Below are 25,250 nucleotides of genomic sequence, written 5' to 3'. Positions count from 1 at the left end.
ATGAAGGATGAGATGATACAACGCGGCATTTCCGCCCTTAAAGACTGTCTGGGCGCGGACAATGCTTCGGCTCTTCTCAGGCCCGCTGAACTGCGGGTCGGTGAGGCGGCCGCCTTTTATTTTCCTTTACCCGTTGATTACACCGGCCTTGAGCGAAGACTACGGATTGGTTTTCCCAACGATTTCCCGTCTGAATCCCCTAGCCTTCAGGTTGAACCTTCACCGTGGTTAGTCTGGCCCCATGCCATGGCGTCCGGGTTGTGTCTCCATGGATTCAGGGAAAAGCCCGTTACGGGCTCGCCTGAGAAAATTGTTCAGGACAGCTTATCCCGTTTTGCGAGCATTGTGTCTTTTTCTCTGGAAAACGCAGATCCTGCACGGCGGGAAACGGAGTTTCAGAATGAAATTTCCACTTACTGGCTCTGGCAGCTTAAACGATCGGCACGTAACCTGATTCTTTTGGGGGAGCCTGAATCGGATTCAGTTTTGTATGTTGTAAGCGATCCGAGGTATACCGGTCATACTGGCCTCAACCCGGTATGGGTTTCGTCTGACAAGAACGCTATCCGCCAGCATTTCAGACGTGCCACTGGCCGTTCGGTTCTGATAAGAAGCCCCCATGAAGCAGGTTTCTTTGTCAAACTGACGTCTTTCCCTGGCATTAAGGTGCCTGAACCTCACGCGTTTCTCGAATGGCTTGCTCCCCATATTTCTGAAGAATCCCTGGCCGCGATGTCTAAATGGTCAGAAAAGAGTAGTGCTTTGCTTTCCCGATGGGTTGTCATGGCATTACCGGGTGGGGACGGGGCGGCAAGATTTACTGTTAACCTGTGCACCAGAAAGAAGGAAACAGACCGTACACATTTTTACGGCCTGAGATCCTCACGCCGTCAGTCCGGGTTAAAGAAAGAAGGGCCTCCGGCCAGTATTCTGTCATCGCGTGTGAACATTATTGATCGTGGAGCATTTTTTTCACGGGATCGAAGTAACACAGCAAAAACACTTGAGAACTCGCATGTTGTCTTTGTCGGTGTAGGGTCGCTGGGATCCGCTGTGAGTATTCAACTCGCCAAGGCCGGTCTGGGCAGGCTGACCCTTATCGATCCTGACAGACTGGAGTCACCCAATCTGGGGCGGCATATGCTGGGTGCTGAGGATTTAGGCAAATTTAAGTCTCAGGCCATGCGCCATCGACTGCTTCAGGATCTGCCTGTGCTTGATGTCACCGCGCTGGATACATACATCGAATGGGTTATGGGTCAAAAACCCGATATTTTCGAGGATGTTGATCTGGTTATTATCACGACAGCGGACTGGGAATCAGAGTCTGCCCTCTGGGAAAAGAAAGCCTCCGGAGCGAAATGGGGGCTGATACAGGCCTGGAGTGAGCCGCATACACTTGTCGGGCATGCACTGATCGCACCTGAAGGCCGCTTTGATGCAAGATATCTTTTTAGCGATAGAGGTGACTTCAGGCACCGGTTTACCGACTGGCCGGATGGGGGCGTTGTGCCTCTTCCTGCCTGTGGTGAAAGTTTTATACCGGGAGGCTCGGCGGGAATGAATGGTGTTGCAACAATGGTCACTCAGGCCGCAATACGTTACCTGACGACTGTAGGGGATGTCACTCTATGGCATTCCAGTGTGTATCGTCCTGATGAGGCCGGAGTGTTGGGGGGACGCTATACGGGACCTGTACTTCCTGAAGGAGTTGTCCAGAGTGTTTTTGAACGTAACTGGCCGAAACCCGGGCAAAACGCATGAATGAAATAGCATGGCGCTGGGCCTGGCCAGATATGAATGCGGAGCTGCAGGTTGGGCGGCAGGTCTCTGAGATGTTCGGTCACTACCGGCAGTCACAGGGAGAAAATGAGCGAGGCGGGCAGCTGTTTGTCGATCCCGCCGATCCCGGCGGCATTGTACTGTGTCATGCTTCAGCGCCACATCCTGCGGACCGCGCTGGCAGAACGTGGCTCGAACTGAACAACGATCGCTGCCGCACTGAAATCGAGAACGCAAACAGGAAGGGATTACGCTTGGTTGGATACTGGCATACGCATCCGCAGGCAGTTCCTCACATCTCAGGGACTGACATTGCCAGTTTTGCGCGATTCGCGAGGCAAAATGCACGTGATCTTCCACATCCCGTGGCGGTGATTGTCGGCACGTCACCATCGAGCACAGGCATTAAAGCCTGGATATTTCGGGAGGGCAGGTATCAGGAGGCAGTGTATACAGCATCCTTGTCGCGGCCTTAACGGACCCAATTCATCAAGACCCTTTATTTTGCATCATCGCAAAAAGCTCTGCCTGAAATAATGCATCATCCAGAGCATTATGGCTGGGTCTTCCTTTGGCAGATAAACGCTGTGTCATCATTGATGATTTGGTCTCAGACCACGTACAGCCTGTTGCCCCCATAAAGTAAGCTTTAATATCTAATGCACTGAAGCCAAATGGGTTGTTCCCCGTATATTTATGGAAGTAGTAATTGATGAATGACCAGTCAAAGGGGGCATTCAGTCCCGTAAAGACCGGCTTCTGGCTCGGTTGAAGGTGGGTTGTGAGCCATGTGGATAACTGAAGCATGGCGTCCGCGGGGGCTATGCCGGTGGTAGCCAGTGCCTGAAGGTTAAATCCCGTCACTGCCAGCGCCTCAGGATCAAAGCCAGTGCAGTCAGGCTTCAACTCGGCATAAAAACGCACGTCGGGCGCATGCACCAGACAGGCCCCAATGGAAAGCAGACTAAATAATCCCGGGACCGGGCCGGATGTTTCAATATCGACTGAAACGAAAATCTCGCTAGCATTCATAATCACTCCTGCGATTGAGGGCACTGCTATTTGGCTTGTAAAAGAAAACGATACGCTATTACGGGTGGTAAGTATCTACCACACCACCCTTTAACTAATGCCTTTATCAGACTAAAACCATATGCGAACTTCCGCTATTTGCTCAAAGCAGACTGTCAGATTTGATAGTCTGCTGCCAAATAAAACTGTCAGGTCAAGTCTGAGCTAATACAGATAAAGCACCTATGGCTGGCGCTTGTAACTATGTCATCCGACAAGCCTTATACCTCGAATACCATCTCCAAGCATATTTCCACGATCCGCAGCCATTACAAAATCAGCCCACCACTGCATCATCGGGCGGCGCTGCTCAAGGTAATCGCTTCGGTTATAGGCTCGACGTACTTCATTCTTGTCAACATGGGCAAGCGCAGCCTCAATCACATCGGGTGGAAAGCCTTGCTCATTAAGAGCAGTGCTTGCGATAGATCGCAGACCATGTGACACGAGGATACCGCCGAACCCCGCCCTCTTAAGCGAAGCATTTACCGTTTGGCTGTTCATTGGCTGAGTGGGCTTCAAACGACTTGGAAAAATGAATTCCCGGTTGCCACTTAACGGTTTCATCATCTCTAATACAGCAATTGCTTCATCTGACAATGGGACGGTATGGTCACGGTTCATTTTCATACGTGCTGCAGGAATCTTCCACTCTCGCGCTTCCATGTCTACCTCCTCCCAGCGAGCTTCAGCCGCTTCAGCAGGGCGGGTAATGGTAAGAAGTTGCCACATAAACAGGCAGCGTGTGGAAAGGCTAATGCTGGCTGTTCGCATCGTCTGCATCAGTTGAGGCAGCTGATCCGGTCGAATGCTTGGCATATTTTTTTTCTGCGGCTTCTCAAAGGCCTTGCCAATGTTGACACTGGGTACCGCATCAATCAGCCCCGTATTTTGGGCATAGATCATGACCTCATTAATGCGCTGGCACAGGCGACGAACGGTTTCCAGTGCTCCTCTGGCCTGAACCGGTTGGACGGCCTGAACCAGTGTATGAGCTTTAATATCTGTAACGCTAATGTCGCCAATCGCAGGAAAAACATCTCTCTCAAGAGAGCGCCAGATATCCTCTGCGTAGTCTTCGGTCACACTGGCTTTCTTCACATTCCACCAACGTTCAGCCACGAGCTGGAAAGTATTGGTTTTGGCTTCCAGCGAACTGCGAAGTTGTTCTTGCTGATGTTCCTGTGGGTCGATTTGTTTCGCCAGTAGAGAGCGTGACTCTGCTCGATAGTTTCTGGCATCGGCAAGCGTAACTGACGGGTAGGGGCCTATGCTCTTCTTCGCACGTTTCTTGGTGACAGGGCGAATGTAGCGAAACTGCCAGATTTTACTCCCGCTGGATTTGATAAGTAGCTCAAGGCCATCGCCATCATAGAGAACGTAGTCCGCTTCCTTGGGTTTAGCAGATTCGATTTCTTTAACGGATAGAGGTTTGGTTTGTCTTGCCATTGCCGGGTTTCCATAGTTTTAGGCACCTCAAAAACAATAAAGCTTTATGGGGTGCCTAACAAGGTGCCTAAAAGGTTCGGATTTAATTAGTTGGCATCAGACTTCGCGGGACAAATTGAGGGCACAAAAAAGCCCGCAGGGCTTGCGCCGTGCGGGCTCTTAGGACTTCATCGGATGACTCTGGTAATCACCGATGGAGAATTTTGGTGGAGCTGGCGGGAGTTGAACCCGCGTCCGAAATTCCTACATCCTCGGTACTACATGCTTAGTCAGTCTTTACATTCGCCTGGTACCTGCGGACAGACACGCCACTACCAGACTAGCCTGATTAGATTTAACGCTTCAACCCCAGGCAGGGCCTCCACGCGATCTCTTTTGGGTTTGACCTCTCTTTGATCCCCGTCTTAAGAGCGGAAGCTAGGGAGAGAGGGCTCAGAGCAGGTTATTAAGCTGCTAAAGCGTAGTTTTCGTCGTTTGCGACTATTTTTTTGCGGCTTTTTACGAGGCCAACCGCCCCTCGGCATGCACCTTGGGTTTCGCGAATCCCGTCGAATCCAGAATCAGCCCCAATGTGTGAGAGCAAGTATAACAGACTTGTGACACGCGTGACCAGCCCCTGCAACCCCTAATCCTCAAGGATTTACCGCTCGCGCAGTGCTTCTTTTGCACGATTAAATGGTTTGATTAAATAGTCGACGATGGTTTTTTCACCTGTTTTTATATCCACGGTAGCAATCATGCCCGGTACGATGGAGAAATGGCGTCCGAGTTTGTTCTGCAAGAAGTCCTGATGGGTACGGATAAACACGCGGTAGTAGAAAATTTCTGGTTTCACTTTGTCCTGGATGGTGTCCGGGGAGATGGTTTCGACTACGCCTTCCAGACCGCCGTAAATAGCGTAATCATAGGCGGTTATCTTCACCAGCGCCCGCTGCCCGGGGTGGATGAACGCGATATCGCGCGGAGACAGGCGGGTTTCTATCAGCAGATGATCGTCCAGCGGTACAATCTCCATCATCTCGCCGTTAGGCGGAATAACGCCGCCAATGGTGGTGACCTGGATATTTTTTACAATACCGCGCATTGGCGCGCGCACGGTCAGGCGGGTCACGGAATCCTCTCGACCTTTTAAAATAGCCGCCAGCATATCCACTTCGGCGTTGGCTTTTGACAGTGCTTCCCGTGCCTGCACGAAGTATTGCGAGCGCAGGTCGGTGATTTTCAATCCCAGATCGCTTTTTTGGCGTTGCAGGCGCAGCACTTCTACGTGGCTGGCGGCACCGCTTTTCTCCAGCCGCTGAGTAATGGCCAGTTCTTTATTTACCGAAACCAGCGCATCCTGTAGCTCAGCCATAGAATCAGCAAGCTGCGCGCGACGGCTTTTATACAAACGCGTTTCGGAAGCGATAAGTTCCGGCCAGGCGCGCAGTGAATCGGGAAAGACCAGTGGCAGATCGTTAACTTCGGCATTGAGCCTTGCGCTGGAAGCCAGCGAGGCACGATAGCGGGCGGCGCTTTCCCCAACGTTGGACTCCGAACGGGTGGGGTCGAGGCGCGCCACAATTTGATTGGCCTGAACTTTATCTCCCTCACGGACTGTCAGCTCGGCGAGAATACCGCCATCTAGTGACTGCAAGACCTGTTCACGCGAGCTGGGGATCACTTTCCCGCTGCCGGTCGAGACTTCATCCAGCTTGCCGAAATACGCCCAGATCCCCAGGACAGCAAACAGTAGCGTGCTGAGCAGAATAATGCGGCTGGCCCCGGAAAAACGGTGCTCGCGGCGAATATCGAGGTCGTCCATGGCGGCGTCATGCGGATTGGTTTTCATTTTTCCACTCCCGACCGTGAGTAGGGGCAGGTGCCCGGCTTGCATTCAACGCCTGCGCTTTCGGGGCATCCATGACCAGTTGGCCTTCTTTCAACACCACCACGCGTTCGACCAGTTCCAGAACCGGAACGCGGTGGGTGGCAACAATCAATGTGCGGTTGCCCAGCCACAGGTTCAGGCGCTGAATAAACTCCCGTTCGGTATGTTCATCTAACGAAGCGCTGGGTTCGTCGAGCAGCACAATATTGGGTGAGCGCAGCAGCATTCTTGCCAGCAGGATCGACTGCCGTTGGCCGCCGGATAAACCGCTGCCGCCTTCCATAATGGGATGCGCTAGTCCTTTGGCGAGCTGTTTAACGAAAGCCGCCGCGCCGCTGACCTCCAGCGCGTCGAAGATCTGTGCGTCGCTGGCATGCGGTGCGCCGAGGGTCAGGTTCTCGCGCAAGGTACCGAAAAACAGCCGCGCATTCTGGCTGAGAAAACCGATGTTACGGCGTAAATCGGCCATGTCGATTTGTGCCAGGCTCAGGTTATCGAGCCGGACATCACCCTGGATAATCTCCACGCCACCTGCCATGGCCTGTAGCAGCGTTGATTTTCCGGCGCCGTTACGCCCGAGGATCGCCACCCGTTCGCCGGGCATGACCTCCAGACGCGAGATCCGCAGTGGAACGCGCTGATCGTCGCTGTGGTAGCGGAAGTGTGCGTTTTCAAACAGATAATGGCCGTGAAAAGTCTCCTGATGCACGCGGTCTTCATCGTACTGCGTTTCGGTGGGGAGCTGCATGATGCTGTCCAACCCCACCTTCGCCGCCTTCACCTGTTGCCAGCGGGCCAGCACACCGCACAGGTTAGCCATTGGGGCAATCATTCTGGAACCGAGCATCGATGCCGCCACCACGGCCCCGGTGGTCATCGTACCTTCAATGACCATCGGCGCGCCGAACATAATGATGGCGGCGTAGACCAGGCTTTGCACCGACATGCCCCAGCCAATCAGCCCCTGAGTGAGCTTACGCGTGCGCAGCCCTGACTCTCCAGTAATACGGATATAGCTGTTCCACTGCTGTAAAAAGCGGTTTTCCGCCTGCATCAGCTTGATGTCTTCCAGCCCCTGAACGCTCTCGACCAGCACCGCGTTGCGCAGAGTGGATTCATGCGCAGCCTGGTTGGCAAGCACTGCCAGCTTTTTCTGTAACAGCAAGCCAGGCAGAATCATCAACAAGGCAGCGACGGGGGCTATCCACGCTAGTGGCGGGGCAATACAGGCCAGCACTACGATAAACAGAAAGAAAAACGGCAGATCGACAATGGTCGACATAGTCGAGGAAGTGATCATCTCACGAACCTGTTCCAGCTCGCGCAGTTGAGAAATAAAGCTCCCTGTCGAACGGGGGACGGCGCTGTTGCGCAGCCGCAAGGCGTGGCTAAACACGCGATCGGAAATGCGCATATCGGCGCGTTTGCCGAGCAGGTCCATTATGTGAGTACGCGATTCGCGCAGCAGAAAACCAAACAGTACTGCGACCAGAACGCCGGTTGAGAGAACATACAGCGTTGGATAAGACTGGGCGGGGATTACCCGGTCATAAACCTGCATCGAAAAGATAATCCCGGCGAGCGACAGGACGTTAATCAGAAAGGCGGCAATCATGACCGGCAGGTAAGGGCGGATGTCCTGTAATACCAGTTCGCGCATCCAGTCGGGCTTGAAGCGCGAAATATAGCGGTCAACCCGACTATCCTTCAGCGCCGACAGCGGACGCAGTGCGGTAATGCTTACGATCTCTGGCAAAAGTTCTGCAACCGCGAGTCGGTTACGCTGGCCCTCATCGACGATGATAAAAACATCCAGGACATCTTCACCGTTGAAATGTTCTATCACCATCAGTTGGCCGTCGCGCAGTTCCGCTATCACTGGTAAACGCCACTGACCGAACGCCTGTGCAGCAGTATCCAGCGCATGAAATGACAGTCCCGCCTGCCGCGCCAGCTGTGACAGAGCCATCGCCCGACTTTTTCCTGCAAACCACGGGGCGTTGGCCTGGATTGCGCCTGGCGAACAGGTAACGCGATAGTGGCTGGCAATATGCGTCATCGCCTGCGCCCACTGGCTCAGGGCGTGTTCACTAATCGCATCTTTAGCATGTGAATCGACGTCGCTCATAGCGTGATCTCCACCGATTGAATGCTGCGGTTATTTAAGGCGAACGCCTGACGAAGTGAGCCGGTGTTATAAAGGCAGTTCAGCTGTAGCTGGCGCAGCTGATTTTGAGTCTGAAGTTCGGCAAAACGGGCCTGATATACCTCCTGCTCAGCGTTAAGCACGTCGAGCAGTGGACGCGAACCAAGGTCCAGATATTGCTGTTGATAAAGCTCGCGCGTTTGTTCGCTCAACCGCTGTTGGCGACGCAGAATCTGCAGGGCGGTGGCGAGGCTCATTGCCTGGCTACGGGACTCAAGTAATTTCTGTCGTACTTCAAGTCGGGTGCGCTGGATGGAGTACTGTGCAGACTCTACCGCGTGGCTGGCGGCGTTGCGTCTGGCGGTGAGTCCGCCTCCCTGATACAGCGGCATTTCAACTTTTACCCATGCAGAATACTGGGTTTTGTCGAGTACCTCATGGCTGGGGTATTTGTCGTTGAGATAGTGCTGAACCGAAGGCTCCAGAGAGATGGTGGGCGTCATCTGCGCGTTGGCGTAGTCGAGGTTTGCCTGCGCCACATTCGCCTGCGCCCATGCCGCCAACACCGCAGGAACCAGTTTATCTTCTGGTTTGACTACATCACAACTGCTGTCCAGTTTGACCGGAAATTCATTGCTGATGCCGTTAAGCGAGTTCCAGCCGAGGAAGCTCATCAGCGTTGCCTTGCTGCTGTCGAGATTGGCTTGATACTGCGCCAGTTGAGAACGTGCGGACTCGATACGCGCATCGGTTTGCACCACGTCCGACAGTGAGGTTGCCCCTTCATCATTACGCTGGCGGGTCAGTCGGCCAATGCCGTTCAGGGCGTTAAGTTGCTCTTCGGCGGCGTCCACCATTTGCTGCCACGTCTGCACCTGGACTATCGCATTGGCGGTGGCATGAGCGATGGTATCAATACTGAGTAGCACATTCGCCTGCTGTTGTGCGGCTCCGGCAGTTTCAGCGCGGACCTGGCTTGCCACTTTGCCGAAGTCGTACAGCATTTGCGACACCGAAATAACCAGCGCCGGGCTAAAGCCGTGGTCGGTGTAAGTATTGCTGTAACCGTTGTTCATTCCGGCAGAAACCTGCGGATAATATTTTGATTTCGCCACGTCGATCTGCTCATTTTGTGAGAGCAGCTTGCCGATGGATTCACGAATAGAAGGATGCCAGCTCACGGCGCGACTCACCGCGTCATTGAGCGTCAGGCTGCCGGGAGCGGCGGCACTAAGCGGCAGATCGGCAACCGCGCCGTCCAGCGAGGGAAGCATCTGGCTGGTGGCCAGACCTTCCGGCGTAATAATTTGCGGTTCATCTTCGGCATTCACCCGCATGGCACAGAGCGTTAATGCCAGCAGCAAGGCAACAGGCGCGACATTTCTCATAGATTATCCCTTACAAAATACGGCAGCGACGACTGTTATTGCCCCGGACGTCATGGCATCCGGGGCTGTAGTTATGGCGCTTTAACGCTATACGTTAACGTCAGGGCACAATGTGATTTTGTTGCACCAGCTCATCGAGCGTGGTGTGTACGTTCTCCAGCGTTATGAGATTGGTTGAGTGATAAGTGTTGCCCGTACCGTCGCGGTCGATGGCAATTACCGTGTTGTTACCGTTAGTGGTCACGGTGAGGTAGTTACCGAGCGTCGCGTTCTGTCCGTTCCAGCCCACCAGCAGGTCGCCGATATCGATTTTGTCGCCCTGGGCCAGCGAGAAGTTGGTCCAGGTGTCGGTAGGTCCAACGCCAACATTGCCAACGTTACCACCGGTAGCGTCGTTGGCATTAAGCAGGTGATAAATCAGCGTATCGCCGTAGACACTGCCGGTAAAACGATCGGCATCGACGGTGCTCACCACCTGCGGATTCATGTTGATAGTTAGCGTTGCGGTATCGGTATGACCATTCTGGTCGTTAAGGGTGTAGGTAAATGTCTCTTTGGTGATGATGGTGGAGAGTGAGACATCGCTGTTGAGGGCGTAGGTGTAATGACCATCAATTCCAATGGTCAGTTTGCCGTATAGCCCGTTAATGATGGCGCTGGTCGTGCTGCTCAGCGGATCCAGCGTGGCGGTGCTACCGCCCGTGCCGTTCACCGTCAGCAGGGTATGTACGCTGGCAATATGGTCTCCGTCATAAATATTGCCAGTGACGCTGTTTGCTGCGGAAGTCTCGAAGTTCTGCAGGTCGATTATCGTGCCTTTTACGCTGGGGGTGATGGTGATATTCCCCACCCCCAGAGCCCCGACGCTGCCGGTGTAGTCGAGGCGATAGTTGCCGGGGTGCAGCACTACCCCGCTCAGGGCAATATCGATATTGCCGCCAACCAGTAATCCACCATTGAATGAGCTGCCGGCAACCTTGACGTTGTTGCTGTCATACAGCGCCCAGGTGACGGTTAGCCCGCCCAGCGTCAGACCTGAAGCAACGTTAAAATGCAGTATGGCGTTTTGCACCGCCGTTCCCGTCGCGACCTCAATGACGCCGGTACCATTTTGTGAGGTAGGTGAAAGGAGTTGGGCGTTCCAGCTGGCACTCCCAACGCTGCTATCGGTGAACGACCGGGAAGTATCCGCCTGCGTGGTGACTGCCATTTGACTGCTGATGTCGTTTACGGCATCCAGCGCCTGCGGGGTTGCTGTAATGTTCAGTGACGCGCTGCCGGTATCGCCATTTGGTGCCCTGACCTTATACACGAAGCTGTCCGGTGTGTTGATACCGTCTGCGCCCAGTCCGCTTTTCAGCGTGTAGGTATAGTTCCCTTTTGCATCAATAGTCAGCGTGCCGTACTGCCCATTAATCGTGGTCGTGCCCGTCCCATTCACGGTGACACCGTTCACTTCGGTGATAACGCTATTAGCCGGAGCCGAGTCGTTGGCCAGCAGATTTCCATTGGTTGCCGCACTCAGGCTGTCAACGGCGTAGGTATGATCGGCCAGAATATTCAGGGTATAGCCGGTCAGCAGCGTCAGGCCGCCGGAAGCGTTAAGCAGGAACAGATAGTCACCGCCCGGCAGGGTGATGGTGTAGTCCGTTGAGTTGCCACCCAACAGCGCCGTGACCCAATTGGGCTTCACGCGGAACTGTTCATACTGCTGAATAGATTCGTTGAAACGATAAACATAGAGATCAAAACCGCCCACCGTTACGCCAAGAACGCTGGCCTTGACAGTTAACGTGCGGGTTGCGCCATCGTCAACGTTGAACTTAATCGGGTTAGTCAGACCGTTGACCAGACTCACGTCCAGCACATTGCCGAGCCCAACGCTGGCGAGGGTGAAGCCGGTTTGTTGGGATGAGCCATGATCAACTGCGATAACCTGCGTCCCGTAAGTCAGCGCAGCCACATCGTCTGCCGCCGTTACCGTACTGGTGGTTGGGGCCTGACCCAGCGTGACCACCAGTTTTGCCGAGGAGTGATCGCTGCCATGCGTTAGCGTGTAGGTGAAGCTTTCGGAACGTCCATACACTGAGATTGACGTATTGGTCAGGGTATAGGTGTAGCTACCATTCTGGTTGATATGCAGAATGCCGTATTTCCCCTGCACATCAATGCCGCCCGCCGGGACGTTCACGACGTTGCCGTTACCGTCAGTAACGGCGGTGACCAGCGTGCCGGAAGGTGCATTATCTTGCCCGTTAGCGGGATCGGTATCCGTGATGATGTTGCCGGATTCTGTGGTACCGCCAATGATGGTCCCTGCGCTGGCTTTCACCACCGAGACATCAAGGCTGGTGTATGCCCCGGTAGCCAGCAGGTTGGTGTTGTAGCTGACCACACGGTAATCACCACCAGTCAGTCCGCCGTAATTGAGCGTAACCCCTGAGGCGCCCAGGGTGAGTAGGCTGGCAAAGTCTGGTTTACCGGTATCCACCACCGTTACCCAGGCATTCAGCGAGGTGTCAAAGCGCTGGATGACAATTTCCATGGTGCTCAGCAGCGACAGGACCACGCCGGTGGCGGCGGCATTGATCGTAATGGATCCGCTGCCGCCAGGGGCGATGCTGAAATTGACGGCTGCTGTATCGTTCCCCAGCACGTTGGCGACATTTCCCAGCGTATTAACCAACAGGAAGCCATAATCGCTTTGATGCTCGGTGCTGACGATCACATCGGTTTGTAGTGGCAGACTGGTGACATTGTCTTCAGCCAGCAGCGGCAATACCGGCGCGATAGCGCTTGTTGGTGATGAGGTATTTCCCGCTGCATCGGTTGCCGTGGCGGACAGCGACTGCCCTTCAATCTGGCGAACCGGCAGGTTGACGCTGTAAACACCGCTGCCGTTGGCGATTGCTGTCACGCTGGTGCCGCCGGGTAGAGAGATGATGACCGTGCTTCCCGCTTCGGCGACGCCGCTGACGGTACCGCCATCGGCGCTGATCAGTATCGTTGGCGCGGTCGGTGGCGTGGTATCCACAATCACGCTGAACGAACTGGACAACCCGCTTGCGCCGTTGACGTTTGTTGCCGTGGCGGTAAACGCGTGGCTGCCTTCGCTGAGCGCGCCGGATGGCGTAAAGCTCCAGAGCCCGTTACCGTCTGCGGTCGTAGTGCCCATGAGCGCGCCATTGTTGTACAGATTGATGATGGCGTTAGCCTGTGCCGTTCCGCTGAGCGTAGGCAGGGTATCATTGGTGGTTTTTCCGGCCGCGACCAGCCCCGTGATCGTGCCGACGTCATCGAACACGCTGGCAATAACCGGCGCAGGCGGTACGCCGGTAAACGGTGCGAGCACGTTACCCGCCGTGCCGATGTTGCCTGCGGCGTCCTGTGCGCTAACCAGCAGCGTTTGCCCACTGATTTGGGGTGGGTTCAGCGTGAAAGTGAAATTACCGGAGCCGTTGGCGGTTGCCGTACCGATCACCGTTCCGCCGCTGGAGGTAATAATGACCGTGCTGTTTGGTTCGGCAATGCCAGTAAGCGTGGTGCCGTTGGCGTTGACCGCCAGCCCCGTAGGGATGCCCGGGGCGACGGTATCGACCACAATCGCTGCCGCAGACGATGTACCACTGGTATTCCCCGCACTGTCCGTTGCGGTGATGGTAAACGAGTGGGTACCTTGTGCCAGTGCGGTAGCCGGGGTGTAGCTCCAGTTGCCGCTGCCGTCCGCTGTCACGCTGGTGACAAAGGTGCCATTATCATAAATATCGACCCGCGCGTTGGCCTCGGTGGTGCCGTTTAACGTTGGGCGTGCGTCGTTGGTTGGCTGATTACTGCCAATCGCCCCCGTGTTTGGTCCAACATCGTCAATAATATTGCTGATTGAAGGCTGCGCCGGTGCCGTGGTGTCGACCACCACGTTAAAGCCTGCCGTCGCACCGCTGGTGTTGCCCGCCGCATCGGTGGCGGTGACGGTGAACGTGTGCGATCCATTCGCCAGTGGTGTGGTGGGGGTGAACGACCAGCTGTTATTGCTTTGCACCAGCGCCGTGCCCAGCAGGGTGCTGCCGTCATAGATGCTGACAGTGCTGCCTGCCTCAGCGGTACCGTTTAGAGTCGGGCGTGCATCATTGGTCAGTTGTCCGTTGCTGAGCGCCGCATTGAACACGCCGCCTGCGACATCATCTACCACTGAGACCAGCAGCGGGACGGAAGGCGCAATGGTGTCGACATTAAGAGTAAACCCGCCTGATATGGGGCTCACGTTCCCGGCGGCATCGGCGGCGATAGCGGTAAACACGTGCTGACCGTTGCTCAGCGTAGCCGGCAGATATTCCCAGCTGCCGTCTATCGCCGCAGTTACTGTTGCCAGCAGCGTGCCATTATCGTAGATAGTTATCCGGGCACCGGCTTCCGCCGAACCGTTCAGTACGGGACGGGTATCATTGGTGTAAGCACCGTTCGACAGCGTTCCGGTACCTGGCAGTACGTCATCAAAAGCCTGGATAATTGTTGGCGCTAGCGGGGCCACGGTATCAACAACGATGTTAAATCCAGCGGACGTTGGGCTTACGTTTCCAGCCGCGTCGGTTGCTGTCGCTGTCAGCGTGTGATTCCCGTTGCCAAGCGCGGTTCCCGGCGTGAAGCTCCAGGCGCCCGTGCCATCTGCTGTGGTTAAACCGATAAACGCTCCGTTATCGTAAATTCTCACCGTGGCATTGGCTTCGGCCGTGCCGCTCAAGGCGGGGCGTGCGTCATCCGTTGACTGACCGTTGGTTAAGTTCCCTTGCTGCGACCCGAAATCATCGGCGGCCTGAGTAATAGCTGGTGCTGTCGGTGCCAGCGTGTCGACGGTGTAGGTAAAGCCACCTGAAGGAAGGCTGGTATTGCCTGCGCTATCTGTCGCCGTGGCGGTCAGCGTATGCAGGCCGTTACCTAACGCTGCTGAGGGTGTAAAGCTCCAGGTTCCACCCGCGCCGACGATAGTGGTGCCAATGGGTTGGCCATCGCTCAGGACAGTAATGGTCGCGCCAACTTCACCCGTACCGCTGAGCGCCGGGCGACTTTCGTTACTGATTTGCCCGTTAGAGATAGGCCCGGTTGTCGGGGCTGTGTTGTCCTGAACGGTCAGAATTATCGGTGCTGTCGGCGCAATCGAATCGACTAAAACGGTGAACGAGGCAGAAGCTCCGCTGGTGTTGCCCGCTGCATCCGTCGCGGTCACCGTAAAGATATTTTCCCCCTGCGCCAGCGCGTTTGTTGGGGTGAAGCTCCAGCTACCGGAGCCATCGGCATTTGCGGTGCCAATGATCGTTCCGTTACTACGAATGGTGACAATAGCATTAGCTTCGGTCGTGCCACTCAGAGTGGGTTGGGCATCATTAGTCAGTTGGCCGTTGGTCAACAGCGTGCTTCCCGGCTGATCGTCGATGACTGACACAATCGTTGGTACTGCTGGCGGGAGTGTGTCGACCAACAGCGAGAACGGCGATGTCGCCGGGCTAACGTTGCCAGCAGCGTCCGTGACCGTGGCGGTCAACGCGTGATTGCCTTCGCCGAGTGCCGGAGAAGGCGTAAAGCTCCAGTTGCCGCTTCCGTCGCTGGTGGTGGTGCCAATCACCGTGCCGTTATCGCGAAGAGTGACCAGGCTATTGGCTTCGGTGGTACCTGCCAGGGTTGGCGTATTATCGTTGGTTGTCTGCCCGGAAATGAGCGTGGATGTTACACCTACATCATCGGTTACCGACACAATGACCGGTGCTGAAGGTAGGCCTGTATCAACCGTTATCGGATAGGGGGCTGATGCGAGCCCCTGATTTCCGGCGGCGTCGGTGGCGCGTACGGTGAAAGTATGAGAGCCGTCATTTAGGGCGTTCTGCGGGGTAAAGCTCCAGTTTCCGCTGCTGTTAACGGTAGTGGTGCCGATGGATACGCCACCGTCATAAACCGTAATGGTCGCGCCAATCTCGCCTGAACCACTTAGTGTTGGACGCGCGTCGTTGGTGCTTTGTCCACTGCCGACGTTGCCCGTTACTGGGGCGACGTCATCAGTAACGGCGGTGATGCTCGGCGCAAGCGGCGCGGTGGTATCGATAGTAATGACATAGTTTGGCGACTTGCCGCTGGTGTCATTTCCCACCGTTTGCGACACAGCGTAGCTCCAGGTTGTGCCGTCTGCCAGCGCGGTGGGGAGGGTGTAGCTCCAGGCACCGGTACTCGCGTCAGCCGGGACGGTGGTCAGCAGGAGCCCGTTTTGGTAGATATTTACATCAGCTCCGGCGGTTGCCACGCCTTGTAAGGTTGGCTGCGTGTCATTGGTGGTTTTCCCGTTGCCAATATCGCCTGTTCCGGGGGCAACATCGTCGATAATTTGCAGAGTTGGCGGATGCGGAAGGCCCGAGATTGAGGCGGTAAACGGTGTTTCTCCGCTTTGGTTACCCGCTGGATCCTGGGCAATTGCGTTCAATGATTCACCCGCCGTCTGTGCCGGTGAAATTGTGACGGTGTAAGCGCCGGTAATGCTATCTGCGACGGCCTGGCCCAGCACCGTTGTACCGTTTCTGATGATGACGGTGCTGCCCGGTTCGGCTGTCCCGCTCACCAGCGTACCGCTATTATCTATGGTGTCTACAGCGGGGGCGCCCGGCGCTTGCGTATCGGTTGTTATAACGATCGGGTTGGCCGCCGGGAGGCTATTACCTGCTGCATCCTGCGCGCCAAAGGTCAGCGTGTGTTTCACGTTGGCCGAGAGTGGGACGTCCACGCTCCACTTACCATCGGCTCCCACCATTGTGATGATCAGCGGGATGGGATTGCCATTATCATAGATTAGGATCGTACTACCCGGCGTTCCGGTACCGCTGACGGTCGGTGAGAGATCGTCCGTCACGCTGCCACTGCCGAGTGTACCGGTAATCACGCCGACGTTATCCTCGATATCTGTCACCAGCGGGGCGGTAAGCGGCGTCGAATTCACCGTAAACGAGATGCTATTTGATGCGCTGCTGGGGTTGCCAGCGGCATCGGTGGCGACCGCCGTCAGCGTGTAGGTGCCATTGGGCAGCGCCGTCGTCGGCGTGATGCTCCACAAACCATTCACGACGGTGGTGGTGCCGATAACCGTCGTGCCGTTATACAGCGTAATGATCGAGCCGCTTTCGCCGGTTCCGCGCACAGTTGGTGTGCTGTCATCGGTAGTGCCGTTTGCTGCGATGTCTCCCTGAACAGCGCCTACGTCGTCATTTGCGGCAAGGATTGTGGGCGTTGCGGGAGGGGTAATATCAATGTTCAGGGTAACAGGAGTCGAAGCCTGGCTGACGTTGCCCGCTGGATCGGTTGCGGTAACGGTAACCTGATAAGTATCCGGATTAATAGGTGTGGTTGGCGTAAAGCTCCAGGTGCCATCTGCGCCAACTTTTGTGGTGCCCAGCGGCGTGGTACTGCCGTCGAGATACACCGAGATCACATCACCAGCCGTGCCGGTACCGCTAAAGGTTGGCGTGGTGTCGTTGGTATTGCCATTTGTGACCACACCCGTTACCGGAGCCGCATCGTCAGTAATGATGGGGGCACCAGGCTGAGCGGGAGGCGTGTTGTCTACCGTCAGAGTGAAACTAGCCGATGGGATCCCCGTATTACCTGCAGCGTCAGTTGCCGTGGCGGTAAATTTGTGTGGACCCTCTATGAGTACGGGGTCCGGGGTAAATGTCCAGGTGCCATTTGGCTGAACGGTGGCGATACCAATACTGGCGTTATTGTCAAAAATAGTAATGGTTGCGCCCGGCTCACCCGTACCGGAGAGGGCCGGTGCGGTACTTTTCGTACTACCGCCGTTCGCCAGAGCAACGGTGGTGTTGCCCACGAGTCCTTCACCGACGGTAATCACCGGAGCCGCTGGTGGGGTGGTATCAATGGTTAACGTAAAGCTTCCCGGCGCGCTGGCATTACCTGCGGCATCCGTCGCCACGGCTGTCAGAGTGTGTGGCCCTTCGCTTAGCGGTTGAGTCAACTGGATGCTCCAGTTACCTCCAGGCGGCACTACCACGCTGCCAACAGGCGTCGTACCGTCATAGAGCGTGACGGTTGAACCTGCAACCCCCGTACCGTTCAGTTTTGGCAGAGTATCGTCCGTACTCTTGTTGGTGAGCAGATCGCTTTGGATGCTACCGACATCATCCGTCATACTGACAATGACAGGTGCGGCGGGCGCTTGCGTATCCACCGTAACAGACACCACGATTGGTGAGGTGGTGACGTTACCTGCCATGTCCGTGGCCGATACCGTGAAATTATGCACCCGATCAGTGAGTGGAGCGCTATCCGGCACCGTATAGCGCCATGTGCCGGAACTGGTGACCAGGACAGTATTTAGCAAAACGCCATTATCAAACAAACTGACCAACGAACCGGGTTCACCGGTACCTGAAATCGTCGGCGTGTTGTCATTGGTGATGCCGCCATTGTTGGCGACATTGCCGGTTATCGTCCCGACATCATCGTTCACCAATGTAATGGCGGGTGCTGTCGGCGCGATGCTATCGACAATGATTTTCCAGCTTGCCGCGCTGCTGGTATTGTTGGCGGCATCGGTTGCCGTCACTGTAAATACGTGCGCCCCCTGGCCCAACGCAGAGGTGGGTGTATAGTTCCAGTTACCGTTGATATCAGCGGTAATGGTTGTTAGCAGGGTGCCGTTATCGTAAATTTTGACCTGAGAACCCGCTTCGGCGGTGCCTTCCAGTTTAGGCTTGCTATCGTTGGTGACGTCGCCGTTATTGAGAGGGCCCTGGTACATGGGCTGGTCATCCGTCACGGCGGTAATGATCGGGGTGTCGGGGGCGGTGATATCCGGCGCCAACGCGGAAGTCGGCAGACTCTCGTTATTGCTGCTGTCCGTTGCGGTGACGTTTACCGTTTCGCCGTTCTTTTGCGACGGTGTTATAGACACGGCGAAGTTGCCGCCGCTGTCAGCCTGGCCTACGCCAATCTGGTTACCGTTGCTGTCTTTGACGGTGACGGTGCTCCCCGCTTCAGCATGTCCACTCACAGAACTGCCGTCTCCTGAAACGGTGACGCCAGTTGGCGCATCAGGCGCTGTGGTATCCGGTGCGGTAACTGGGCTGTTGGCGCTGGTATTACCTGCCGCGTCCGTCGCGTTGGCGACGAGATGTTCTCCATTGGTCTGTGGTGGAACCAGCGTGGCGGTGAAACTCCCACCTGAGCCTGCGGTTGCTGTTCCAATAATCGCGCCGCCGGGAGCCAGGATATGCACCGTACTGTTGGGTTCTGCGGTGCCGGTCACCTGATCGCCAGTGGGATTAATCACCAGATTAGCAGGCGGCTGCGGGGCCGTGATGTCTGGCGCGAGCGCCGTTTCCGATGGGCTTAGGTTTCCTGCCGGGTCGGTAGCGACAGCGGTAATGGTTTCGCCATTGGTCTGCGGCGGGTTAATAGTGATAGAAAATGAGCCATCGGGTCCGGCGACACCGCTGCCGATAGGATTATTGCCAGCGTCGGTGATAACCACGGTATTGCCGGGCTCGGTGGTTCCGGTGACGACAGTGCCATCAGCGGATACACTCAGATCATCCGGTGGCAACGGTGGTTGTGTGTCAATGTTGATAGTGAATGCTGCCGACATTCCTCCGGTTCCTGATGCGTTCGTTGCATCGACGGTAAAGGCGTGAGGACCATCAGGCAGGTTGGTTGGCGAAGCCCAGTTCCAGTTTCCGTTAGCATCAGCAGTAACGCTCGCCAGCAGGCTGCCATTGTTATAAATGTTTACCGTGCTGTTGGCGTCTGCGATACCTGAGAGCGTGGGCGTCGGGTCATTGGTGGCCTGATTGTTGCTCAATGGCCCGGTTGAGGGGGCGACATCATCCATAACGCTGACGATAATGGGTACGCCCGGGTAGCCTGAATTGGTGGCATTGAAGGACGTATTTGGCCCGATATTACCTGCCTGATCCTGGATCTTCGCGATCAGCGCTTCTCCGTGCGTCTGTGACGGTGAAATCGCGATGGAGAAATTGCCGGTGTGATCGACCGTTGTAGAACCTAAAACCTGATTATTACTGCCGATGATAATGACCAGGCTTCCAGCTTCCGCGCTACCGGTTACCGTTGTACCTTCCGGATTAACGGAAGAAATGATCGCGGCTGCAGGCGGAGTCGTATCAACGGTAAATGTTGGCACGGTTGTTTCCGCGCTCACGTTACCTGCGGCATCTGTTTGCGTTAGCGTTAGGTTGTGAACACCGTCGCTGAGCGGCGTGTCCGGTGTAAACGTCCAGAAACCATTGTCATCCACCTGGACCATGCCTATCAGAATACCGTTATCAGATACACTAATGAAACTGCCTGCTTCGCCGGTGCCTGTGATCGTTGGTGTGGCATCGTCAGTTACGCCATTATTGGCGATAAGACCGGTGATTGAACCAAAATCATCAGCGACTTCTGTCGCTACAGGGGCGTCGGGGGCAAGCGTATCAACAGTAATTTCCCAACTGTCCGACATTCCACTGCTGCCCGTACTGTCTGAGGCGCTGACGGTAAACTGGTGGGTACCGTCCGCGAGCGGAGATGATGGCGTAAACGACCAGTTGCCGTTGGCATCGATAGTGACCTGGCCTATTTCGACACCGTTATCAAAAATATGTAAGGTGGCATTAGCGGGGCCGGTGCCCTGGAGAGTAGGCGTATTATCGTTGGTAGATTCCTGTTGATTGACAGGACCTGTAATCAGCTCCTGATTATCGATTACGCTGGTAATAACGGGCACGCCTGGTATGTTAGGTGTTGTCGTTGGCGGAGTGCCGCCATCGCCGTTACCATCACCATCACCATCACCATCACCATCACCATTGCCATTGCCATTGCCATTGCCATTGCCATTGCCGTTGCCACTATTACCGTTTCCGGCATTGTTATCACTCCCACCGCTGCCACCACCGCCACCGCCTCCTGCAGCAAGGCCTATTCCACCAGCAACCGCGATCCCACCAAGAACCCAGGGCCAGACAGCTCCACCTTCATGACCACCTTCGGCTGTCATCAGCGGAGTGAGATCGTCTAAATGCTGGAAGTGGAAAGCGCCATCGGTATCCTGGACCCACCACAGCGCGCCATTGCTGTCTTCCAGAACAAGCTGGTTTTGCGCATCACCTTTTCCGACGTAGAAGTTTTTAATGGTGATGGTTTCACCTGAACGGAGTGTGACAACCAGATCCTGATTAACGCGTGTCAGTTGGCTTACTTCCTCACGCGACACCGACAGTTTCACTATAGAAGGTGAACTGAGCGTAACTTCAGAGGTTTCAACATTTGTGGAAACGCCAGTTAATTTTGATACAACGGCGAGTAGACGCATATGTTCACTCCTGATGGCATGGCGGGAGTATTAATCCGCAACAGCGCTGGGAAAATGAGCAGACAGGGGCCCGGTTCATCATAAAAATGAATTTACACATGTAATTACATTGATTAGGTCAAGCAGATGTTATTTTATCGACGTATTGCGTTTGGGCCCTTTTGGCTGAATAGTTCTTTCGTATTAGATGATATAGTCAGAAAGAAACTATTCTGCAACTTATCCATTTTAAAAAACTATTTAGTCATTTGAAAAGGATTCTTTCCAGTATGATTTTAACGGAGGTTTACTTGTTAACCTGTTGTATTAATTGTCTTTATTTGGATTTTATATAATATAATAAACGCCAGTAATAATAGTGTTATTCAATAAAATAAAATACGAATTTATGATCTTGAACTTTTATATTATTAGACTATAGACAGCTACCATAATGATAGAGGGGTTATTTCATCTTTGGACGATTCAGCATAAATATACTATAAGTTGGGTGAATGTATTGGGCAGGGTTCAATAACTAAAAAATAAGAACCAGCCTCAAGATGAGAGACTGGTTGCAGTGGAGTGGCGTTTAGCGGCCAGCATTTTTCATAATACGCGCTTTATCTAACTGCCATTCGCGTTCTTTGACATCAGAGCGTTTGTCGTGCTGTTTCTTACCTTTTGCAACGCCAATTTTCACTTTGCACCAGGCATTTTTCCAGTACAGCGAAAGCGCAACAACGGTATAACCATCACGATTCATTCGACCATACAAGGAGTCGAGCTCGCGCTGGTTTAACAACAACTTACGGGTGCGAGTGGGATCGCATACTACGTGCGTTGAGGCCACCGCCATCGGCGTGAAGTTGGCGCCAAACAGGAACGCTTCGCCGTCTTTAAGAATGACATAGCTGTCGCCGATGTTAGCTTTACCCGCGCGCAGGGATTTGACTTCCCAACCCTGCAAGGCGAGGCCTGCTTCGAACTCTTCTTCAATAAAGTATTCGTGTCGTGCGCGCTTGTTAAGCGCGATTGTGGCTGAGCCAGGTTTGTGTGCTTTTTTCTTCGTCATAATGCCGCTCAGTATAGGTAATCTGGAATCGAAAAACACCCCATTTCATCCAGCGGGGCGCAAGGCGCTATCTTAGCACGAGTTAGGCTATAGCGTTTTTTTTAGCAGGGGATAAATGGTATTATTTGCGTGATTGATATTGATGGAAATTGTTATGCCTCAGATTAGCCGGACCGCTTTAGTACCTTACAGTGCGGAACAGATGTATCAGCTAGTGAATGATGTTAAATCCTATCCCCAGTTTTTACCGGGTTGCACCGGTAGCCGCGTGCTGGAGTCGACTCCAGGACAAATGACGGCCGCTGTGGATGTCTCGAAAGCAGGGATCAGCAAAACGTTCACCACGCGCAATCAACTGACCAGTAATCAGAGCATCCTGATGCATCTGGTCGATGGACCGTTCAAGAAACTGATTGGCGGCTGGAAGTTTACGCCACTAAGCCATGAAGCGTGTCGTATTGAGTTTCATCTCGATTTTGAGTTCACCAATAAGTTAATCGAGCTGGCGTTTGGCCGCATCTTTAAAGAGCTGGCTTCTAACATGGTGCAGGCCTTCACGCTTCGCGCGAAAGAGGTTTACAGTGTCAGCGTCGGCTAAAATTGTTGTTGAAGTAGCGTACGCGCTGCCCGAGAAACAGTATTTACAGCGCGTCACGCTGCAGCAGGGTGCAACGGTGGAAGAGGCTATTCGTGCTTCCGGGCTGCTGGAATTACGTACCGATATCGATCTCAGTAAAAATAAAGTGGGCGTCTACAGCCGTCCGGTTAAGCTAGCTGATGTTCTGCATGACGGCGATCGGGTGGAAATTTATCGGCCATTGATTGCTGATCCAAAAGAACTGCGCAGGCAGCGAGCAGAAAAATCCGCTAAAAAATAACAGACAATAAAAAAGGTGCTCATTGAGCACCTTTTTTGATCTCTCAAACCTACTTGTTGTCGGTCAGAGCGGGTTTGTTATCAATGTTGGTCAATACGCCGCTGCTGTTAAAGGTCAGCGTCAGCGTTTGCTGTGTTACACCTTCATGCCCAGGCTGCTGACGGAACACATAAAACCAGGTGTTAGTACCAAAAGGATCGGACATCATTGGTGTACCCAGAGCATAAGCAACTTGCTGTTGCGTCATACCTGTACGCACTTTGGCGACATCGGTAGGTGTCAGATAATTTCCCTGGTTGATGTCAGGGCGGTAAACCACTCGCTCCAGAGTGGAACAGCCTGCAGTCAACATCAGTAGTACTGCTGCAGCAGCAGTCAGCGTTTTACAGCGCATAGTGATTTGATTCCTTTTCGGGCCCGAGCAGTACGCGGCTCATATGTAATATGCCGATGATAATAGACCTTTCACCACTTTAAAACCTTTTGCTGTCGGGTCGGTCGGCGATTTTATGTTGAACTCAGACCTTCACAAGGTAAAAAAGTTTATGCCGCCAGCAGTTCTTTTGCATTTGCGAGGGTATTGCGCGTCACTTCGCTCCCGCCAAGCAGGCGGGCTAATTCCTGCAGACGAGCGCGTTTATCAAGCGGCTGCATGTGTGTTTCGGTCATTGCGCCGTCAGTTTCTTTGCTGACATAGAAATGTTGATGACCGCAGCCAGCAACCTGCGGCAGGTGAGTCACACACATAACCTGGGTTGACTCACCTAGCTGACGCAGCATTTTACCCACCACAGCAGCAGTCGGGCCGCTAATACCGACATCCACCTCATCGAAAATCAGGGCAGGGGTTTCCATTTTACGTGCGGTGATGACCTGAATAGCCAGCGCAATGCGAGACAGCTCGCCGCCAGAAGCGACTTTCGCAATGGGCTGTAACGGCTGACCGGGGTTAGTGGTAACTTTAAATTCCACGCGATCGGCACCGTCTGCGCTCAGATGGTGTTCCTCAAATTTCACATCAATACAAAAGACACCGTGCGGCATCGAGAGAGCATGCATGCTCTCTGTAATAAGTTGTCCCAGTTCCTGAGCATAATGTTGACGCTGCTGATGCAGCATTTTTGCCGTTTCCAGCGCCTGCTGGTGATGATTGTTCACCGCCAGGGTTAATGTTTCGAGTGAGTCTGCCTGATCGTCCAGTTGTTGTTGCTCATCCAGCAATGACTGGTAGAACAGTGGCAGTGCTTCAGGGGCAACATGATGCTTACGCGCCAACGAGATTTGTCTGGAAATACGTTGCTCCAGTTCGAACAAGCGGTTAGGGTCTAAATCCAGACGATCGCAATAGTGGCGAAGCTCGTCGCTGGCTTCACTGAGCTGGATGGTCGCCTCTTCCAGCATGTCCAGAATACCGGAGAGCTTACCGTCCATTCCTGCCAGTTCACTAACCAGCTGTTTTACCGTATACAGCTGACTTTGCAGATTAACGTCTTCGCCGTCTGCCATGATAGCCAGTGCCTGTTGGCTGGACGTGAGCAATTGCCCACTGTTAGCCAGACGTTTGTACTCTTCATCAATTTGCTCAAATTCGCCCGGCTGCGGGCTAAATTCGTTCAGTTCCTTTAACTGATACTGTAACAGCTCCGCCCGGGCCGCGCGTTCCTGGCTTTGTTGTTGATGATGGGCGAGGTCGCGACAGCTCTGGTGCCACAGCTGGTAGCGCGCGGCCATTTCCTGAGTCAGGGACACTTCATTGGCATAACCATCAAGCAGGGCTTTTTGGTGTTCAGATTTCGTCAGGAGTTGGTGCGCGTGCTGGCCGTGGATTTGAATAAGCAGTTGTCCCAGCTCGCGCAGTTGCGACAGGGGAACGGCGGTGCCGTTGATAAAGCCTCGGGAGCGGCCATCGTTGCTGATTACGCGACGCAGCAAACACTCACGACCCTCCTCAAGCTGGTTTTCTTCCAGCCAGCGCAGGGCCGCGGGGGTGTCTTTTAAGGCAAAACGGGCGCACAGGTCGGCTCGGGTGGCGCCTGTACGCACCATGTCGGCATCGGCCCTGCCGCCCAGGCACAAACCGAGGGCATCAATGGCAATGGACTTACCCGCACCAGTCTCGCCGGTAATGACGGTCATTCCGCTCTGAAAATCGATCTCAAGTTCACGAACGATAGCAAAATTGCTGATGGTCAGTTGTGCCAACATAGCTGTTTTCCTGTATGAAAAACCATTACTGTAATTACATAC

13 protein-coding genes and 1 other RNA gene are annotated in these 25,250 nt (G+C 54.4%); 4 read left to right on the top strand and 10 right to left on the bottom strand.

Features of this window, described 5'->3' with window-relative positions; translation table 11 throughout:
- A complete protein-coding gene (locus OGY15_RS00965) occupies nt 1–1,764 on the top strand; it encodes a HesA/MoeB/ThiF family protein (RefSeq protein ID WP_286537506.1) in 1,764 nt (587 codons plus the stop codon).
- On the top strand, nt 1,761–2,258 hold the full coding sequence (locus tag OGY15_RS00960; protein ID WP_038869359.1) for a Mov34/MPN/PAD-1 family protein: 498 nt from the start codon (nt 1,761–1,763) through the stop codon (nt 2,256–2,258). Before OGY15_RS00965 ends, OGY15_RS00960 begins: the two co-directional genes overlap by 4 nt.
- 13 nt (nt 2,259–2,271) lie before the next feature.
- Here the strand turns inward: OGY15_RS00960 and OGY15_RS00955 are convergent, their stop codons facing one another.
- The 8 genes from OGY15_RS00955 to smpB all read right to left on the bottom strand — a co-directional run bounded on the left by OGY15_RS00955 (nt 2,272) and on the right by smpB (nt 22,125).
- Nucleotides 2,272–2,814, bottom strand: a complete 543-nt coding sequence (locus OGY15_RS00955; protein WP_038869357.1) for a 3'-5' exonuclease — start codon at nt 2,812–2,814, stop codon at nt 2,272–2,274.
- Nucleotides 2,815–3,060: 246 nt separating this feature from the next.
- Complete coding sequence (locus OGY15_RS00950; RefSeq protein ID WP_286537497.1) at nt 3,061–4,302, bottom strand: integrase; 1,242 nt, start codon at nt 4,300–4,302, stop codon at nt 3,061–3,063.
- Between the two features lie 204 nt (nt 4,303–4,506).
- Nucleotides 4,507–4,870, bottom strand: a transfer-messenger RNA (tmRNA) gene (gene ssrA, locus OGY15_RS00945).
- A gap of 72 nt (nt 4,871–4,942) precedes the next feature.
- On the bottom strand, nt 4,943–6,106 hold the full coding sequence (locus OGY15_RS00940) for a beta-barrel domain-containing protein (RefSeq protein WP_151218389.1): 1,164 nt from the start codon (nt 6,104–6,106) through the stop codon (nt 4,943–4,945).
- Between the two features lie 7 nt (nt 6,107–6,113).
- Nucleotides 6,114–8,300: a type I secretion system permease/ATPase gene (locus tag OGY15_RS00935; protein ID WP_187253040.1), complete on the bottom strand. Its 2,187-nt coding sequence runs from the start codon at nt 8,298–8,300 to the stop codon at nt 6,114–6,116.
- Complete coding sequence (locus OGY15_RS00930) at nt 8,297–9,706, bottom strand: TolC family outer membrane protein (RefSeq protein WP_151218121.1); 1,410 nt, start codon at nt 9,704–9,706, stop codon at nt 8,297–8,299. Before OGY15_RS00930 ends, OGY15_RS00935 begins: the two co-directional genes overlap by 4 nt.
- Nucleotides 9,707–9,806: 100 nt before the next feature.
- Nucleotides 9,807–21,071: a BapA/Bap/LapF family large adhesin gene (locus OGY15_RS00925; RefSeq protein ID WP_286537492.1), complete on the bottom strand. Its 11,265-nt coding sequence runs from the start codon at nt 21,069–21,071 to the stop codon at nt 9,807–9,809.
- Nucleotides 21,072–21,642: 571 nt separating this feature from the next.
- Entirely contained in the window at nt 21,643–22,125 is a 483-nt protein-coding gene (gene smpB, locus OGY15_RS00920; protein ID WP_003031211.1) for an SsrA-binding protein SmpB, read from the bottom strand.
- 154 nt (nt 22,126–22,279) lie between these two features.
- Here smpB and ratA point away from each other — a divergent pair, with 154 nt between their 5' ends.
- Nucleotides 22,280–22,723 carry a type II toxin-antitoxin system RatA family toxin gene (ratA, locus tag OGY15_RS00915; RefSeq protein ID WP_210905271.1) on the top strand — a complete coding sequence of 148 codons (444 nt, stop codon included), beginning with the start codon at nt 22,280–22,282 and terminating at the stop codon, nt 22,721–22,723.
- Nucleotides 22,707–23,003, top strand: coding sequence for an RnfH family protein (locus OGY15_RS00910; protein WP_151218118.1), 297 nt, complete (start codon nt 22,707–22,709; stop codon nt 23,001–23,003). The genes ratA and OGY15_RS00910 overlap by 17 nt, the downstream gene beginning before the upstream one ends.
- A 49-nt stretch (nt 23,004–23,052) precedes the next feature.
- Here OGY15_RS00910 and bamE read toward each other — a convergent pair whose 3' ends face one another.
- A complete protein-coding gene (bamE, locus tag OGY15_RS00905) occupies nt 23,053–23,397 on the bottom strand; it encodes an outer membrane protein assembly factor BamE (protein ID WP_003826401.1) in 345 nt (114 codons plus the stop codon).
- Between the two features lie 149 nt (nt 23,398–23,546).
- The gene (recN, locus tag OGY15_RS00900) at nt 23,547–25,208 is read right to left on the bottom strand and encodes a DNA repair protein RecN (RefSeq protein ID WP_286537487.1); all 1,662 of its coding nucleotides are present in this window, start codon (nt 25,206–25,208) and stop codon (nt 23,547–23,549) included.
- Nucleotides 25,209–25,250: the final 42 nt, after the last annotated feature.

This window comes from Citrobacter sp. Cu231 (genome assembly GCF_030332265.1).
Classification (GTDB): domain Bacteria; phylum Pseudomonadota; class Gammaproteobacteria; order Enterobacterales; family Enterobacteriaceae; genus Citrobacter; species Citrobacter meridianamericanus.
This window is presented reverse-complemented; position numbering and strand designations above follow the sequence as displayed.

What these genes read in the sequence shown, in the direction of transcription:
- OGY15_RS00965 (WP_286537506.1), top strand. Translation starts at nt 1, where the DNA reads ATGAAGGATGAGATGATACAACGCGGCATTTCCGCCCTTAAAGACTGT.
- OGY15_RS00960 (WP_038869359.1), top strand. Translation starts at nt 1,761, where the DNA reads ATGAATGAAATAGCATGGCGCTGGGCCTGGCCAGATATGAATGCGGAG.
- OGY15_RS00955 (WP_038869357.1), bottom strand. Translation starts at nt 2,814, where the DNA reads ATGAATGCTAGCGAGATTTTCGTTTCAGTCGATATTGAAACATCCGGC.
- OGY15_RS00950 (WP_286537497.1), bottom strand. Translation starts at nt 4,302, where the DNA reads ATGGCAAGACAAACCAAACCTCTATCCGTTAAAGAAATCGAATCTGCT.
- OGY15_RS00940 (WP_151218389.1), bottom strand. Translation starts at nt 6,106, where the DNA reads ATGGACGACCTCGATATTCGCCGCGAGCACCGTTTTTCCGGGGCCAGC.
- OGY15_RS00935 (WP_187253040.1), bottom strand. Translation starts at nt 8,300, where the DNA reads ATGAGCGACGTCGATTCACATGCTAAAGATGCGATTAGTGAACACGCC.
- OGY15_RS00930 (WP_151218121.1), bottom strand. Translation starts at nt 9,706, where the DNA reads ATGAGAAATGTCGCGCCTGTTGCCTTGCTGCTGGCATTAACGCTCTGT.
- OGY15_RS00925 (WP_286537492.1), bottom strand. Translation starts at nt 21,071, where the DNA reads ATGCGTCTACTCGCCGTTGTATCAAAATTAACTGGCGTTTCCACAAAT.
- smpB (WP_003031211.1), bottom strand. Translation starts at nt 22,125, where the DNA reads ATGACGAAGAAAAAAGCACACAAACCTGGCTCAGCCACAATCGCGCTT.
- ratA (WP_210905271.1), top strand. Translation starts at nt 22,280, where the DNA reads ATGCCTCAGATTAGCCGGACCGCTTTAGTACCTTACAGTGCGGAACAG.
- bamE (WP_003826401.1), bottom strand. Translation starts at nt 23,397, where the DNA reads ATGCGCTGTAAAACGCTGACTGCTGCTGCAGCAGTACTACTGATGTTG.
- recN (WP_286537487.1), bottom strand. Translation starts at nt 25,208, where the DNA reads ATGTTGGCACAACTGACCATCAGCAATTTTGCTATCGTTCGTGAACTT.